The following is a 15,576-nucleotide window of genomic DNA, read 5'->3' as shown; positions in this document are numbered from 1 at the left end:
CGTATGAAAAAAAGTTTACTCTTTTTTTTCCTGGGACTATGCTGCTTGACTGTTCAAACCTTTGCACAGGTACAAGTTGTTACAGGAAAAGTAACCTCGGCCGAGGATGGCTTACCATTACCGGGCGTGTCCGTTAGGGTCAAAGGTGGCTCGGCAGGCGTTGCTACGGGCACCGATGGTGCTTACCGGATTAATGCACGCACAGGCCAGGTATTGATTTTTAGCTACATTGGAACCATCCCACAGGAGATAACCGTGGGTACCAGGGCAGATATTTCTGTAAAAATGGCAGCCGACGCCAGTAAACTGGGCGAAGTTGTGGTAACAGCCTTTAACATACCAAGGGATAAGGCCAGTTTGGGTTACTCAACCCCTACAGTTAAAGGCGATGACGTATCGCAAACCCAACGTGATGATTTTTTTGGCGGATTACAGGGACGTGTACCCGGTCTTTCGGTTAACAGTACCAGTGGTAACCCGGGCGCATCTGCGCAAATTGTATTAAGGGGTTTTACCTCTATCAGTGGTGATAACAATGCCTTGATAGTAGTAGACGGTGTGCCTATTAATAATACCGTTCTTAACCAAACCCGCGAGCTGGTGAGCGGTGCGGCTAACAGGGACCAGGATTACTCAAACCGGGCACTGGATATTAACCCAGCCGATATTGAAACCTATACCATTATGAAAGGCCCCGAAGCTACTGCCTTATATGGTAGCGCCGGAGCCGGCGGCGCCATCCTGATCACTACCAAAAAGGGTAAAGCGGGCAAGGGCAACGTTAGCTACAACAACTCTTTTAAAGTACAACGTGTTAACAAATTCCCGAAAATGCAACAGGTTTACAACCAGGGCTCGGGCGGGGTATATGATCCGGGGTCGACCATATTTGAAGGGCCTGCCTTTGTACCCGGTACAAAAATTTATGATAACATCCATAGTTTCTTCCGTACCGCATTCGCACAAAACCATAATCTATCATTTGACGGCGGAACAGAGAAGTTCACCTACCGCTGGTCTAACGAGTACGCTGATAACCAGGGAGCTATCCCAACTTCAAGATACACACGTATTTCAAGCCGTTTAACCGGTTCGGCGGTTATTTCTCCATTATTAAAGGTTACTACAAGCTTTAACTATATCAAATCATCAAACGATAAAGTTAACAAAGGCACCAATGGCCCGGTAATGGAACTGTTCAGATTTAACCCATCGTGGGATGTTACCAAGTACCAGGATGTAAACGGTAACCGCCTTTTGCATACCGGCACTATTTACGGTGAATGGGATAACCCGTTCTGGGACGTATATAAAAACACCCAGAATGATAAAGTTAACCGCGTATTGGGCAACACCAACTTTGAGCTAAGCCCTACTAAATGGCTTAAAGTTAATGCTATTGTAGGTACAGACGTTACCAGCCAAACCGGTATGCAGGTTTATAACGGCCAATCGTACAAAGGTTCGGGTTCGGCGTCGGCGCCTACAGGTGGCCGTATCATCACCTATAACCGGTCGGATGTAATCTATAACGGATCATTAACCGCCGTGGCCAAATCAAGGATCGGTATGTTTGATAATACTTTTATTATAGGCGGTACATTTAACGATTTTAATTCGACTACAGACTCGCAACAAGGCGATCACATGTACGATCCTAACTTTTACAGTATAAACAATACCCTGCCAACTACCCAGCGTGCTTTACATTATGTAAACCGCTATCGTAACGTAGGCGCGTTTGCCCAGGCTGTGTTAGGCTATAAATCATTACTGTTTGTTACCTTAACCGGCCGTGTAGACGGTTCTTCAAAACTAATGCCGAGCCTTAACGCCGCAACAGGCACGGTAGGCGAAGCTAATCCTTATTTTGCTTATCCATCGGTAAGTACCGCGTTTAACTTTACCGAACTGGATGCTGTAAAAAAAGCGATACCATTTTTAGGTTATGGTAAGCTGCGCGCATCATACGCATTAACCGGTAAAGAGCCATGGCGCGAGTATTCATTAGGGACAAACTATGCCGGTGCTAATTCATCAGGCGGTGGTTATGCCTTATCGTACTTTGCAGGTAACCCTACTTTAAGGCCTGAAAAATCAAAGAATTTTGAAACAGGTATTGAAATGCAGTTTTTAAACAACCGTTTAGGTATTGATTTTAACTACTATAACCTGCGCAGCGAACACCAGATCATTAACCCCCGCTTAAGCTACGGCGGCGGCTTTGTACTGGAACTGATTAACGGTGGCACCGTGGTAAACAAGGGTGTTGAGATACAACTTACCGGCACACCGGTTAAAACAACAAAACTTACCTGGAATGTTACTGTTAACTATACCCAAAACAAAGGTACAGTGCTTACAGTCGGCGATGGTTTACCAGAGCTTTATGACTCTGATACCTGGATACTTGGTGGTATCCGGAGCGCGGTACATCCCGGTTACAGTACTACCGCCATCAGCGGTACCCGTTTCGACCGGAATAATGCCGGCGATATCCTGATCAGCCCTTCAAGCGGCCTGCCAACTTCTACAGATACCCGGTACTATCCAATTGGCGACAGGACACCTAAGTTTACTTTAGGCCTGGTGAATAATTTCACCTATAAATCCTTTAACCTTAACTTCCTTTGGGACTTACGTTATGGTGGCGATGTGTTTAACGGTACCGAATACGAAGCGTACACCAGGGGTGCAAGCATGCAAACCCTTGACCGTGAAACACCACGGGTAATAACCGGTGTATTAAAAGACGGTTTAGAGAACACAGCCAATCCAACACGTAACACCATTGCGGTTACCCCTTATTATGCATCAACTTATTATACTACCAACGTATCGCCAGAACAGTTTGTTGAGCATAACATTAAAACCTTAAGGTTACGCGATATTACACTGACCTATAATTTGCCTAAAAGCTTTGTAAGCCGCTTAGGCTTCCTGCAAAGTGCCGGTATATTTGTTACCATAACCGACGCGGTGTTGTTAACAAACTATTCGGGCATGGATCCTGAAAGCAACAGTAACAACGCCGGTATTGGCGGTGTAGGCGGATATGGCATTGATTATGGAAACGTAGGTAAACCTATCGGTTACAATTTAGGCTTAAGAGTTAGACTATAAAATTAAAATCATGCAAAAACTATATAAAATATCAATGGTGATGATTGCACTGATCATGACCAGCGGCTGTAAAAAATACCTGGATATCAACTCCAATCCGGCTGTACCACAAGTAGTAAGAGCCGAACTTTTATTACCGCCTATTGAATACCAAATGACCAACGGCACATCTCAGGATTACCGTGTGTTATGGAAAATCAACCAAAACATGGGCGGCACTTCATCCGCAGCAGCAGCATTAATTTGGGAAACACATGGCTGGCCGGCCGCCAGCGATGTAGGCGGTGTAATTTGGCGTATGACCTATGCCGACCTTGGCCTTAATCTGGAAAACCTGATTAAAGACGCTGTAACCAATCAAAAGTATGAGTATGCCGGTATTGGTTATGCTATTAAAGCCTGGGCTTTTCAGCAATGTACCGATCTGCACGGACCAATTATCCTGGATGAAGCCTTTACTACCAGTCAGTTAACTTTTCACTATCAGGATCAGCCGGATGTGTATGCTAAAGTACGTGAATGGGCAGGCTTGTCTATTAAATACTTAAGTATGACCAGCCCTATAGACTATTCCAACACGCTTAAAGGTGTAACCGGCGACTATATTTATAAGGGAGATAAGGACAAATGGAAAAAGTTTGTTTATGCTTTACTGGCCTTACAATACAGCCACTTAACTAACAAAGCCGATTTTAAAACCAAGTATGCCGATAGCGTAACCAAGTATGTAGACTTATCGTTTGCTAATGAAACGGAAGACGCGACAGTGGGTTATACCGCAACAAGTATCAGTGATACCAATCCATTCGGGCCTCAATTTGGTTATATTGCTTCAAGCTCTACTTATTACGGCCGCCCAACAACCACAATTTTAGGTTTGCTTACCGGCGGGGTAAGAGGTACCCCTGTTGTTGCCCCAACTACTTCGCTTGATCCGCGTTTAAGCCGCTATTTGCCGGTCGGTACAACATCAGCAACAGCTCCGGGCACCACGTATGTGGCTATAGCCCCATCAAAGGGCAGCAGTACCACAAACGTGCCTATAGTTTATGGCAACATACCTACCGGAGCAACGGTATATAACAGCCGTTATATATTTAGTGATAAGGCCCGCTATGCGCTAATGACTTACGGACAGTTACAGTTTGCCAAAGCCGAAGCATTATTTATAAAGGGTAATACATCAGGCGCTTTTACCTCATATATTGCCGGCATACGTGCCAACATGGATTTTATTAACCAGTACGGTTTATTTAATATTAACGCTATAACCGAAACCGAAATACTGGCCTACCTGGCCAGTACCGAAACTGCTAAAAGCGGAGCCGATTTAACCATTGCCGATATTATGCAGCAAAAGTATATTGCACAATGGGGCTGGGGAGCGCTTGAAACCTGGACTGATATAAGAAAATACCATTACAGCCCAAGTGTGTACAGAACCTATGTTTTACCTCCTGCACTAACCCTTTCTGATCAAAACGGTGGCAAGTTGGCCTATCGCTTAAGGCCGCGTTACAACTCTGAATATGTATGGAATGCAGACGAATTAGCAAAATGGGGCGGGCTGGATAACAACTATATGACCAAAGAACTATGGTTTAGCCTACCTTAATGATTACTATTTAATTTTGATTAACGATGAAAAAAATCTCAATAATATCCGCTTGTATTCTGCTTGCAGTTGCTTGTGTAATAGGCTGCAAAAAGAACATAATTAATTATGGGTCGGTTGAATTACAGGACGATACCAAGGCGCTGCTAAAATTTAACTACGCATCGCAGTATGCTAATAACCGGTCTGTTTACTTAAAAATAAATGACCAACGGGTAAGCAACCTGATTACCGGCAGAACCCCCTTTCCGGGTGGTGGCTATAATACAGGCGGCAGCAGCACAACCGATTTTTTACAGGTAACCCCGGGCACTATAAAAATTTCTGTAGGCTTGCCGCGTAAAGTTGATAACGGTACCGATTCTATTATACTGTATAGCACTACGATAGACATAGCGGCAGCTAAAAACTATGTGGTACATATAACCGATACGGCTGCTACTACCAAAACTGTACTAACCGAAGAAGTTTTCACCAAGCCGGATAGTCTTGTTTCACGTTTCCATTTCATTAACCTGATGCCAAACGTGCCTGCTATTGATTTGTACTATGGTGCAACTGCGGCTAACGCTACCGATCAAAGTACAGATTCATTACTGGTTAGTAATATCGCGTATTTGCAAAACAGCGCCGATTTTACAATTAAAATGAGCGGTGCAAATAAGATCTTTAAAATTCGCCCGGCGGGCGCTGCAAAAACAGCAGCTACTTTATTGGCTACTTATACTACCACCAGCGTACCCAACAGCCGAAGAAGTTTTACCGCATTTGCCAGTGGTTATAGCGGTAAGGTAAGCCCTTCTACACAACGCCCTTATATATCGTTTTTCCTGATCAGGTAAAGATGATAAATAATGCAAAACGATATGTGAACAATTGATTTGCAGTAAATTAGCTCCCGTTTAATACACGGGGGCTTTTTTTATACTTTAAACTCAATACGCTATGAAAAACGTCTGTATACTATTAATATCTATGCTTTCACTAAACGCATCGGCACAGCAGGTTGATACAGTTTTCCTGAAAAACATACTGGAAAGCCACCCGGAATTATTCAGCGGGATACTGAAACATCCTACACATAACGAGGTGCAGATACTATATACTCAAATAGATCGCGATGAAAAGAATATACCTCATTTTACATCGCACAGTTACCGCCTAAACCCCAACCGCTACTTCTATCCTGCAAGTACCGTAAAATTACCCGCGCTGATCTTCGCGCTGGAGAAACTGCACGAACTGAACATTAAAGGCCTGACCAAAGAATCGACCATGCTGACCGATAGCAGTTTCACCGGCCAAACCAAAGTTACGCGCGATACATCGGCTAAGAACGGCTTGCCAAGCCTGGCCAATTATATGAAGAAGATATTACTGGTGAGTGATAACGATGCTTACAACCGCCTGTACGAGTTTGTTGGCCGCGAGGAAATGAATCAAAAATTGAAAAAATACGGATTAAACGATACCCGCATTGTAGGGCGCCTGGCCATAGGCGATGGCGGCGACCGTGCCCGGCATACCAACCCTATCCGTTTTTATAATGGCGATAAGCTCATCTACACCAAGCCCGAGCAGGTGGACAATAATAATTACCCCATCCACGTAGAGAACCTGCTGCAGGGCAAAGGCTACCTTGACCGGAACGATAAACTGGTGATGCAGCCCTTTGATTTTACCGATAAGAACGTATACCCGTTAACCGACCAGCAAATGCTGTTGAAACGTCTGCTTTTCCCCGAAACCTTCCCAAAATCCGAGCGCTTTAACCTGACTGATGAAGATTACCGCTTTATATACAAGTATATGAGCATGTACCCCACCGAGAGTAAATACCCTACTTATAAACACCCGGAGTACTTCCCGGCTTATTGTAAGTTTTTGTTTTATGGCGGCGATAGCAGCGCGGTGATCAATCCTGATATCCGGATCTTTAACAAAATCGGCGATTCATACGGATACGATATCGATAATGCCTACATCGTTAATTTTAAAACCAAAACGGAGTTTTTGTTATCGGCCGTGGTACAATCAAACGAGGATGGGATCTATAACGATAACAAGTATGAATACGCAACTGTATGCCTTCCCTTCATGAAAAACCTGGCGCAGGTGCTTTATCAGTATGAATTGACACGCCCTAAAAAACAAGTGCCTAACCTAAGCAGGTATAAATAGTACTTACTTATTCTTAAGCACCTTATCCAAAAACGCAACCGTGTAATTCAGTGTGGGTGTAAACCAGGGATCGAACATGTTAAAAGAATGCGGCGCGCCGGCAAAAGTATGTACCTGGTGATAGATGCCCAGCGAGTCCAGCTTTTTATTAAAATCATCACGGCCGGCATGCATCCGGTCGACACCACTATTAAGAAACAGTATGGGCGGCGTATTTTTATCTACATGGTTTAAAGGTGCTGCCTGCTGCCATAATTCGGGGTGTACGGTTTTACCCGAGCCAAACCAATAGGTGCCTGCCGAAGTTTTCTTACTATCATCCCCCTCGCTCGATTCGGGATGAATAAAAGCCAGGGTACCGTCCACATCCACAATGGCCTGTACCGCGTTAGATGTAACCCTATACATGGGGTGCCCCGGAAATAAAGGACTATTGGGCGTGGTACCTATCAGTGCCGCCAGTTGGCCGCCGGCCGAGAATCCCCAAACCGCTATTTTATCTTTATCAATACGGTACCGGCCGCCCTTGTCACGCATCCACATTACAGCCGTTTTAAGATCATTTACCGCCGCAGGGTACAAAGCCTCGGTCGACAAGCGATAGTCGGCTGTAGCCACGATATACCCCCTTGCGGCGATAGATTGTGCCATTTGCCAGTGCATAGTGCGGTTACCTGACCGCCAGCCGCCGCCAAATATCATCAGCACGGCCGGGAGCTTCCCTTTAATTTTTGTTGGCGAAAACACATCCAGTTTTAACAGGCGGCCGTTTACCTCGCAATAAACCACATCCTTTACCGCTTTCACGCTATCGCCCAGGTTTAACTGAGGAATGGCCGCATTAGGATTGGACTTTTTTACGCCTGCAAAAGCGCTGTTATAATTAAACGAAGTATCCGGGATGTTGGTAATGCCCTGCTGTGCAAAAACCGTGTATACACAGGCTAAGAAAAGGCCACAGGTAAAGATTATACGATATATAGCTTGGTTCATCATGGTTTGATCTTAAACAAATCTATATAAAATAAAAATGCCATTCCAATCCTAACATACGTCATTGCGAGCGATAGCGTGGCAATCCCCGGCACCAGGAGCGGCTCTGCTAACTGATGATTGTTTCGTACCTCGCAATACCCCGCCCGGTCAAGCGTCCACGCTTGACTGCAATCCTGATTAAGCGTCCACGCTTAATTATTTCGCAAGCGTGGACGCTTGCCCGAAGATAGGTTTCAAGCGTGGACGCTTGAAACGGCTTGGGAACTTACGAAGTTTTAAAAACTTCGTAAGTCTTTAAAAGTATTACTAAACAATCACAGGCTCAGTGGATACCGCCGCCGGTTTATCTTTAAAGAACAACAAGAATGCCACCAGCACAACTGCAGCAATCTCGGCCGGGATCAGCCAAATAGAATGCCAATCGTGCCCTGCAGCGGTTTTATGCGCATCAACTAACGGACCAGAAATATAGGAACCGATTAGCATACCTACGCCGTAAGTAGCTAAGGTAATAAACCCTTGCGCGGCGCTTTTAAAACGCTCTCCTGCTAACTTATCGGTATAAAGCTGCCCCGTTACAAAGAAGAAATCGTAACATACGCCGTGTACAACAATGCCGGCAATCAGCATCCAATAATTTGCGCCACCGTCTCCATAAGCAAAAAGTATATAGCGCACTACCCAGGTAAGCATACCTATAGCGAGCATTTTTTTGACACCGAGACGTACGAAAAAGAAAGGCATAGCCGCCATGAAGATCAACTCAGACCATTGCCCCCATGATTGCTTAAAGGCGGCCTCTTTCATACCGGTTTCATTCAGAAAAGGGTTAGTGAAATTATAATAAAACGCCAATGGTATACATATAGCTATCGAAGCCAGGAAAAAAATAAGATAGGATCTGTTTTTTAATAGTCCAATAGATTCTAAACCGATCAGTTCCCCCAAAGTAGTTTTTTGACCTTTCTTAACCGGAGGGGTATCAGGCAACGTAAAGCTCAGCAAACCCAATACCAATGAGGCAACGGCAGCCATTTTAAAAGTAAGTATCAGCGTATTATTATGCTCCCAGGCCAATTTCCCTATAATAGTTCCGGCGATAATCCAGCCGAGGGTACCAAAAAACCGGATGGGCGGAAATTCCTTGCTTGGGTTGGTCATTTGCTTAAATGATACTGAATTTACTAAGGCCAATGTCGGCATGTAAATAATCATATAAAGCAAAATGATCGGATAAAAGCTATCGAAACTACTAAGGGTAGTTGCATACCACATTAACCCGGCACCAAGAAGGTGCAGAACGCCTAATATCCGCTGGGCCGAAAAATATTTATCGGCGATAAGACCGATAATAAACGGCGCTATTATGGCTCCTAATGATTGCGTGGCATAAGCGGTGCCTATTTGTGTACCCGATGCTTTCAGCGAGTTGGCTAAATAGGTACCCATGGTAACAAACCACGCGCCCCAGATAAAAAACTCCAGGAACATCATGACGGATAATTTGATCTTAATTGTGCTTCCCATAGCAAAATTGGTTTAAAGGTTTATAATTGGTTGGTTGGTTTTATTTCTGCGTAAGCATATACTTTACCATCTCTTTGGCATCCTCTTTAGATATAGCGGGATGAGCTGTCATAGATACTTCGCCCCAACTGCCGCTGCCGCCTTTTATTACTTTATCGGCCAGTTTATCTAAGTCGGCCTCGGTGTATTTGCCGGCCAGGTCTTTGTACGATGGGCCAACCAGTTTCATATCGGGTTTGTGGCAGGTATTACAATCGGCCGATGCTATTAAAGTAGCGCCCTTTGAAGTGCTGCCTGTAGCTTCGGTGCCGTTTTTCGCGCCGTTGGTATCGGTGCTTGAATTTTGGGCAACAGCATCCTGTTTGGTAGTGCTGCTATCGCCGCCATTATTGCTTGATGAATTTGAGCCACAGGCTGCAATGCCCATGCATAAGGTGATGATCAGGAAAGACTTTTTCATTATATTATTCGTGTGTTTTTATTTTGTTAGATACCTAATGTTTTTTTGTTCAATGTTTCATCCGCGCCCGATGATGCAAAATCGTCAAATGCTTTATCGGTTACCCGGATAATATGGTCCTTAATAAATTGCGCGCCTTCGCGGGCACCGTCTTCGGGGTGCTTTAACGCACACTCCCACTCCAGTACCGCCCAGCCTTTATAATCGTACTGCGCCATTTTGCTGAAGATGGATTTAAAATCAACCTGCCCATCGCCTAACGAACGGAAGCGGCCTGCCCTGTCTATCCAGTTTTGATAGCCGCCGTATACGCCCTGCCTGCCGGTTGGGTTAAATTCCGCGTCTTTTACATGGAACATCCTGATCCGCTCGTGATAAAGATCGATATATTCCAGATAATCCAAACACTGCAATATAAAATGTGATGGATCATAAAGCAAACAAGCGCGTGCATGGTGGTTCACCTTATCCAGGAACATCTCGTACGTAATCCCATCGTGCAGGTCCTCGCCGGCGTGGATCTCGTAACAAAGGTCGATGCCGTGATCTTCATACACATCCAGTATCGGTTTCCAGCGGTTGGCCAGTTCGGTAAAGCAGGTTTCAACAATGCCAGATGGCCTTTGCGGCCAGGGATAAACCATCGGCCAAAGCAGCGCGCCGCTAAAGGTAACACTGGCGTTCAACCCCAGGTTTTGGGATGCTTTTGCCGCGTACTTTACCTGCTGCACGGCCCACTCCTGCCGGGCTTTAGGGTTATTGCGATATTGCTCAGGCGCAAAGCCATCAAACAGATGATCGTAAACCGGGTTTACGGCTACCAACTGCCCCTGTAAATGGGTAGATAGCTCGGTGATCTCCAAACCGGTGGCGTTAACTACGCCTTTTATCTCATCGGCATAGGTCTTGCTTTCGGCGGCTTTTTGCAGATCGATAAAGCGCGGATCGCCGGTTGGCAATTGCACCCCCTTAAATCCCAGGCCGGCTGCCCATTTGCAAATAGACTCCAAACTATTAAACGGCGCCTGATCGCCTATAAATTGCGCTATAAAAATTGCAGGTCCTTTCAGTGTCGTCATTTTTATATCTTAAAATCAATCCATTTCTGCTCAGATTTACCCGAGGCTATCACATTCTCAATAAAGGCCATGCCCCGTACCCCCGCTTCAATACCCGGATAATCCTGCGATTCGGCACTGGGTTGCTTACCCTCCAAACCGGCTTCCACACACTCGGCAAAGTTGCGGTACAGGTTGGCAAATGCTTCCAGGTAACCTTCGGGGTGCCCCGGCGGCGTGCGGCTGTTATGCTGCGCGTACGTGCTCAAATACCCCGCGCCGGTACGCCATATTTCCATCGGCTTATCCAGCCATTTTACCTGCAGGGTATTGGCATCGCTTTGCTGCCATTCCAGTCCGCCTTTTTCGCCGTATACGCGCACTTTTACATTATTCTCTTCGCCGGCTGCAATTTGGGTGGCCATCAGCACACCACTGGCGCCGCCGGATAATTTTAATAATACCGCGCCATCGTCATCCAACTGGCGGCCATCAACCACAATATTAATATCGGCGCATAGTTTTGTTACCTGCAAGCCGCTTACATATTCTAATAAATTAAAAGCGTGTGTACCGATATCGCCCATGGCGCCGGCAATGCCGCTTTGCTTAGGGTCGGTGCGCCAGCTGGCCTGCTTGTTGCCGGTAGCTTCGGTAAACTCGCTTAGCCAGCCCTGCGGATACTCTACATATGCTTTCCTGATCTTCCCTAATTTGCCCGATGCCACAAACTGCCGTGCTTCCTTTACCATGGGATAGCCGGTATAGGTATGTGTAAGGCAGAACAGCTTCCCGCTGGCCTTCACTACTTTTTGCAATTCCAAAGCTTCGGCTAAAGAGAAGGTCATCGGCTTATCCAACACCACATGGAAACCATTTTCCAAAGCCATTTTAGTGGGCGCAAAGTGTACGTGGTTTGGCGTAACAATGCTGATCACCTGCACGCGCTCGCTTTCGGGCAATTGCTTTTCTTTCTCAATCAGTTCGGTATACGAGCCATAGGCACGGCTTTCGGGGATGCCCAATAATAAACCGCTGGCTTTTGATTTTTCGGCATCACTGCTAAAGGCTCCGCATACCAACTCGTATTTATCATCAATACGGGCGGCAATACGGTGTACAGCGCCAATAAACGCGCCGCTTCCCCCACCTATCATACCTAATCGTAGTTTCATCAATGTTGTTTGGTTATTTCTTTATAAACTATGTCATTTCGAACGATAGTGAGAAATCTTATACGATATAAAAGGCAGGCTTAAACAGTTTGCCGTCCTTGTGTAGAAGATTTCTCTCTTCGCCCCGCCGCTTATTCCCTGCCCCGCTCGTTCGAAATGACAAGCGGATAAATTGCATAAATTCGAAATTGAAATTCCGAAATCCGAATTACTGCAACGCCTTAATTTCTCTTACCCAAATATTCCGGAAGCTGATCGGTTCGCTTTTATCGCCGTGCGCCTGCAGCTTTATCGGGCTTGGGCCATGTGCTATACTATAGCTTGGCTTGCCGATATACTGTGTTGGCCCGGCCAGTTCAAAATTATTTTGCACCAGTATGCCGTTAAATAATACTGTTACACGGGCGGGGCTTTTTAAACTGCCATCGGCGTTAAACACCGGGGCTGTCCATATTACATCGTAAGTTTGCCACTCGCCCGGTTTTTTATTGGCGTTAACCAATGGTACCGCTTGTTTGTAGATACTGCCGGCCTGTCCGTTAGTATAAGTTTTGTTGTTATAGTTATCCAGTACCTGCAATTCGTAACCGGCATCGCCCTTACCTATCGAGGCTAAAAATACGCCGCTGTTACCCCTGCCCTGGCCTTCGCCCGTAATATTTTCGGGGATCCGCCATTCGATATGTAGCTGATAATTATTAAAAGCCTGTTTAGTTTCGATATTACCTGTACCTTTTTTCACGGTCAGCACGCCTTTATCTACCGTCCATTTGGCCGGACTTTTATCATCGGTGGTAACCCATTGGTCGAGGTTTTTGCCATCAAATAATACAATAGCGTCTGATGGCGGCATGGCACTGGTAGCGCCGGGCGTAACTACAGGCGGCACAGGGGTATAAAATTCGGTATCCTCGTGCTTGGGTTTTTCCTGAGCCATAGCTGTACAAATGCTAATACCTCCTAATAAGGCCAATAACAAATAACGTTTCATTTGAAAATGTTTAATGTAGATGATCTGTTACTTAAGCAAGTTTTTTTTAATATACGATGCGCTTTGCGTGATACTGGCATAAGCATCCATAGAGAAGTTTTCCTGCTCCATATAAATGTGCTTTACACCGGATAATTTTTGGTATTGGAAGATCTTTTTAAAATCGACATTACCTGTACCTACTTCGGTATTGATATCGCGGTTAGCCTTGTCCATATCTTTAATATGCCACATAGTAAAACGGCCGGGATGCGCTTTAAACAGTTGAATAGGATCCTGCTTGGCATGCGCTATCCAGTACAAATCCATTTCAAAACTCACCAGCGCCGGGTCAGTCTCTTTCAGCAGTACATCATAAAGCATTACGTTGTTAACCGGCTTAAACTCAAAATCGTGATTATGATAGGCCGTTTTTAAACCCGCTTTCTTATTCATTGCGGCTATCTGATTAACCTTTGCGGCAGCGGTTTTAAAATCGTCTACCGTTTTGCGGAAAGTATCGTTTAAATAAGGTACAACAATGGTGCTTTGTCCTAAATCGTGCGCCGCATCTATATATGCCTGCTGATCATCAGACTTGCCTGTGGTAAAATACTGATCGACACCGTAATGACCACTTGGCGATGTGATACCGTGATCGTTCAATAGCAATTTAAAGTCCTTAGCACTTAAGCCCCAGAAAGTTTTTGTTTTGGTATCATAACCATAGGTTTCCACTTCGGTATAACCGGCTTTGGCTACTTTGGCAATGGTGCCTTTTACATCTTTAGGCAAGTAATCTCTTAACGAATATAATTGTATACCAACTTTCAACTTAGCTGGTTTTGCAAAAAGCATATCGGGATTAGCCAAAAACATACCTGCCGATAACATGGCACTTTGTTTAAGGAATGTTCTTCTGTTATTCATAATTATGGGTTAGATGTTTTTTAGAATGTTTTTAATATCTACACATCGCAGATCTGGATAGCTTTTTTTAGTGATGCCAGCTTATCTGGATTTTTTGGCACAAACTCCTGCGCCACATAGCCTTTAAAGCCTGTAGCCACAATAGCCTTCATAATAGCCGGGTAATATAGTTCCTGGGTATCATCGATTTCGTTACGGCCGGGGACACCGCCGGTATGATAATGGGCAATGTATTGGTGGTTTTCGTTAATGTTGCGGATCACGTCGCCTTCGTCTATCTGCATGTGGTAAATATCATACAGCAATTTAAAATTCTCGGATCCCAGTCTTTTGCAAAGCTCTACTCCCCAGGCAGTGTGATCACAGAAATAATCTTTGTGGTTGATCTTGCTGTTCAGCAATTCCATTACCAGTACTACTTTATGCTTTTCGGCCAGGGCCACTAAAGGCTTTAAGCCTTCTACACAGTTCTTCCAGCCGGTTTCGTTATCCATACCACGGCGGCTGCCGCTGAAGCAAATGAGGTTAGTATAACCTGCCTCGGCTACTTTGGGTATCATCTCCGAATAGTTTTTCAGCAGCGTTGCATGAAATTTTGGTTCGGCAAAACCATCGGTCAGGTTAATTTCGGCGCCATTGCACATGGGCGAGTGGATGCCATGTTTTTTTAAGGTAGGCCAATCAGCCGGGCCAACCAGGTCGATACCTTTTATGCCCATACCTTTAGCCGCCACGCACAGATCCTCTAAAGGGATGCCCTTATAGCACCAAAAGCAGGCCGAGTGGTTAATATTTCCTTTAAGCTCCATACTTGTATTTTGCGGTTCAGCATCTGCTGTAAAAGAGGTTAATACGCCGGCCGCGCCTACGGCAACAGTTCCGGTTATCATATTTTTTATAGCTGCCCTGCGGGTTTCTTTATTTGCCATTGCTGATCAGTTTTTTTGGTTTATGATTTAAACAGCCCAGGCTTTATCACCTTTTTTGTAGGGGATGCAGCCATCGTACCTTCCCGGTACCGGCACATAACGCAGCGCCTGGGTACAACCTTCTTTAGACGTAAAATACCCCAGCAGCGTCAATTCCTTCATCATCCTGAAATAATGATTGGGGTCTTCTTTCTTTTTATCTTTTGTATAGGCCTTTTGCTCGGCATCCAGGGTATTTAATAATTCGGTACGCTGGGCAGGGGTTATGGCCATAAAATCGCTATTGTATTTCTTTTTGGCAGCATCGTTAACTTTGCTAATGCCATCTACAAATATTTCCTGGTTTTTGGCATCGTAGCAATCCTTTACCATAAAGGCCATAAACTGGCCAATGTGTACGGCTTTAGCACCCGGTGTTTTGGTAGCCGGGATAATGGTTTCGCCAATCTCATCCAGCAAACTTACCTGGTCGAGGGTAAAGATTTCGTTATAGTTTTTAGGGGCGGTTACGCAACCGCTTAAAAAGTATTCGGCACCAATTACGGTACCGCCCATAATCAGGGCTACTCTTGATATCGCATCTCTTCTGTTCATATTAATCTATGATTAGAT

General features: G+C 45.1%; 13 protein-coding genes. 4 read left to right on the top strand and 9 right to left on the bottom strand.

Annotated elements, in window-relative coordinates; translation table 11 throughout:
* Window positions 1-3 precede the first annotated feature (3 nt).
* The 4 genes from AC07M6_RS22545 to AC07M6_RS22530 all read left to right on the top strand — a co-directional run bounded on the left by AC07M6_RS22545 (window position 4) and on the right by AC07M6_RS22530 (window position 6,919).
* A complete protein-coding gene (locus AC07M6_RS22545) occupies window positions 4-3,123 on the top strand; it encodes a SusC/RagA family TonB-linked outer membrane protein (protein WP_494893407.1) in 3,120 nt (1,039 codons plus the stop codon).
* 10 nt (window positions 3,124-3,133) lie between these two features.
* The gene (locus AC07M6_RS22540; RefSeq protein ID WP_494893405.1) at window positions 3,134-4,738 is read left to right on the top strand and encodes a SusD/RagB family nutrient-binding outer membrane lipoprotein; all 1,605 of its coding nucleotides are present in this window, start codon (window positions 3,134-3,136) and stop codon (window positions 4,736-4,738) included.
* A 26-nt stretch (window positions 4,739-4,764) separates the two neighbouring features.
* Entirely contained in the window at window positions 4,765-5,580 is an 816-nt protein-coding gene (locus AC07M6_RS22535; RefSeq protein WP_494893403.1) for a DUF4397 domain-containing protein, read from the top strand.
* A 133-nt stretch (window positions 5,581-5,713) separates the two neighbouring features.
* Complete coding sequence (locus AC07M6_RS22530) at window positions 5,714-6,919, top strand: serine hydrolase (RefSeq protein ID WP_494893401.1); 1,206 nt, start codon at window positions 5,714-5,716, stop codon at window positions 6,917-6,919.
* Window positions 6,920-6,922: 3 nt separating this feature from the next.
* On the opposite strand, the gene AC07M6_RS22525 is transcribed toward AC07M6_RS22530, so the two are convergent.
* The 9 genes from AC07M6_RS22525 to AC07M6_RS22485 all read right to left on the bottom strand — a co-directional run bounded on the left by AC07M6_RS22525 (window position 6,923) and on the right by AC07M6_RS22485 (window position 15,558).
* The gene (locus AC07M6_RS22525) at window positions 6,923-7,915 is read right to left on the bottom strand and encodes an alpha/beta hydrolase fold domain-containing protein (protein WP_494893400.1); all 993 of its coding nucleotides are present in this window, start codon (window positions 7,913-7,915) and stop codon (window positions 6,923-6,925) included.
* Between the two features lie 306 nt (window positions 7,916-8,221).
* Window positions 8,222-9,442: a nucleoside permease gene (locus AC07M6_RS22520; RefSeq protein WP_494893398.1), complete on the bottom strand. Its 1,221-nt coding sequence runs from the start codon at window positions 9,440-9,442 to the stop codon at window positions 8,222-8,224.
* A 40-nt stretch (window positions 9,443-9,482) separates the two neighbouring features.
* The gene (locus AC07M6_RS22515; protein WP_494893397.1) at window positions 9,483-9,902 is read right to left on the bottom strand and encodes a c-type cytochrome; all 420 of its coding nucleotides are present in this window, start codon (window positions 9,900-9,902) and stop codon (window positions 9,483-9,485) included.
* 26 nt (window positions 9,903-9,928) lie between these two features.
* Window positions 9,929-10,981 carry a sugar phosphate isomerase/epimerase family protein gene (locus AC07M6_RS22510; protein WP_494893396.1) on the bottom strand — a complete coding sequence of 351 codons (1,053 nt, stop codon included), beginning with the start codon at window positions 10,979-10,981 and terminating at the stop codon, window positions 9,929-9,931.
* 2 nt (window positions 10,982-10,983) lie between these two features.
* On the bottom strand, window positions 10,984-12,135 hold the full coding sequence (locus AC07M6_RS22505) for a Gfo/Idh/MocA family protein (RefSeq protein ID WP_494893394.1): 1,152 nt from the start codon (window positions 12,133-12,135) through the stop codon (window positions 10,984-10,986).
* Between the two features lie 208 nt (window positions 12,136-12,343).
* A complete protein-coding gene (locus AC07M6_RS22500; RefSeq protein WP_494893393.1) occupies window positions 12,344-13,126 on the bottom strand; it encodes a 3-keto-disaccharide hydrolase in 783 nt (260 codons plus the stop codon).
* Window positions 13,127-13,153: 27 nt separating this feature from the next.
* A complete protein-coding gene (locus tag AC07M6_RS22495; RefSeq protein ID WP_494893391.1) occupies window positions 13,154-14,035 on the bottom strand; it encodes a sugar phosphate isomerase/epimerase family protein in 882 nt (293 codons plus the stop codon).
* 38 nt (window positions 14,036-14,073) lie between these two features.
* The gene (locus tag AC07M6_RS22490) at window positions 14,074-14,964 is read right to left on the bottom strand and encodes a hydroxypyruvate isomerase family protein (RefSeq protein ID WP_494893389.1); all 891 of its coding nucleotides are present in this window, start codon (window positions 14,962-14,964) and stop codon (window positions 14,074-14,076) included.
* 27 nt (window positions 14,965-14,991) lie between these two features.
* A complete protein-coding gene (locus AC07M6_RS22485) occupies window positions 14,992-15,558 on the bottom strand; it encodes a gluconate 2-dehydrogenase subunit 3 family protein (RefSeq protein ID WP_494893387.1) in 567 nt (188 codons plus the stop codon).
* Window positions 15,559-15,576: the final 18 nt, after the last annotated feature.

It is taken from the genome of Mucilaginibacter sp. GW821-FHT07H05, assembly GCF_059418485.1.
The sequence above is the reverse complement of the archived record's forward strand: the minus strand, read 5'-3'. Positions and strand labels throughout refer to the sequence as shown.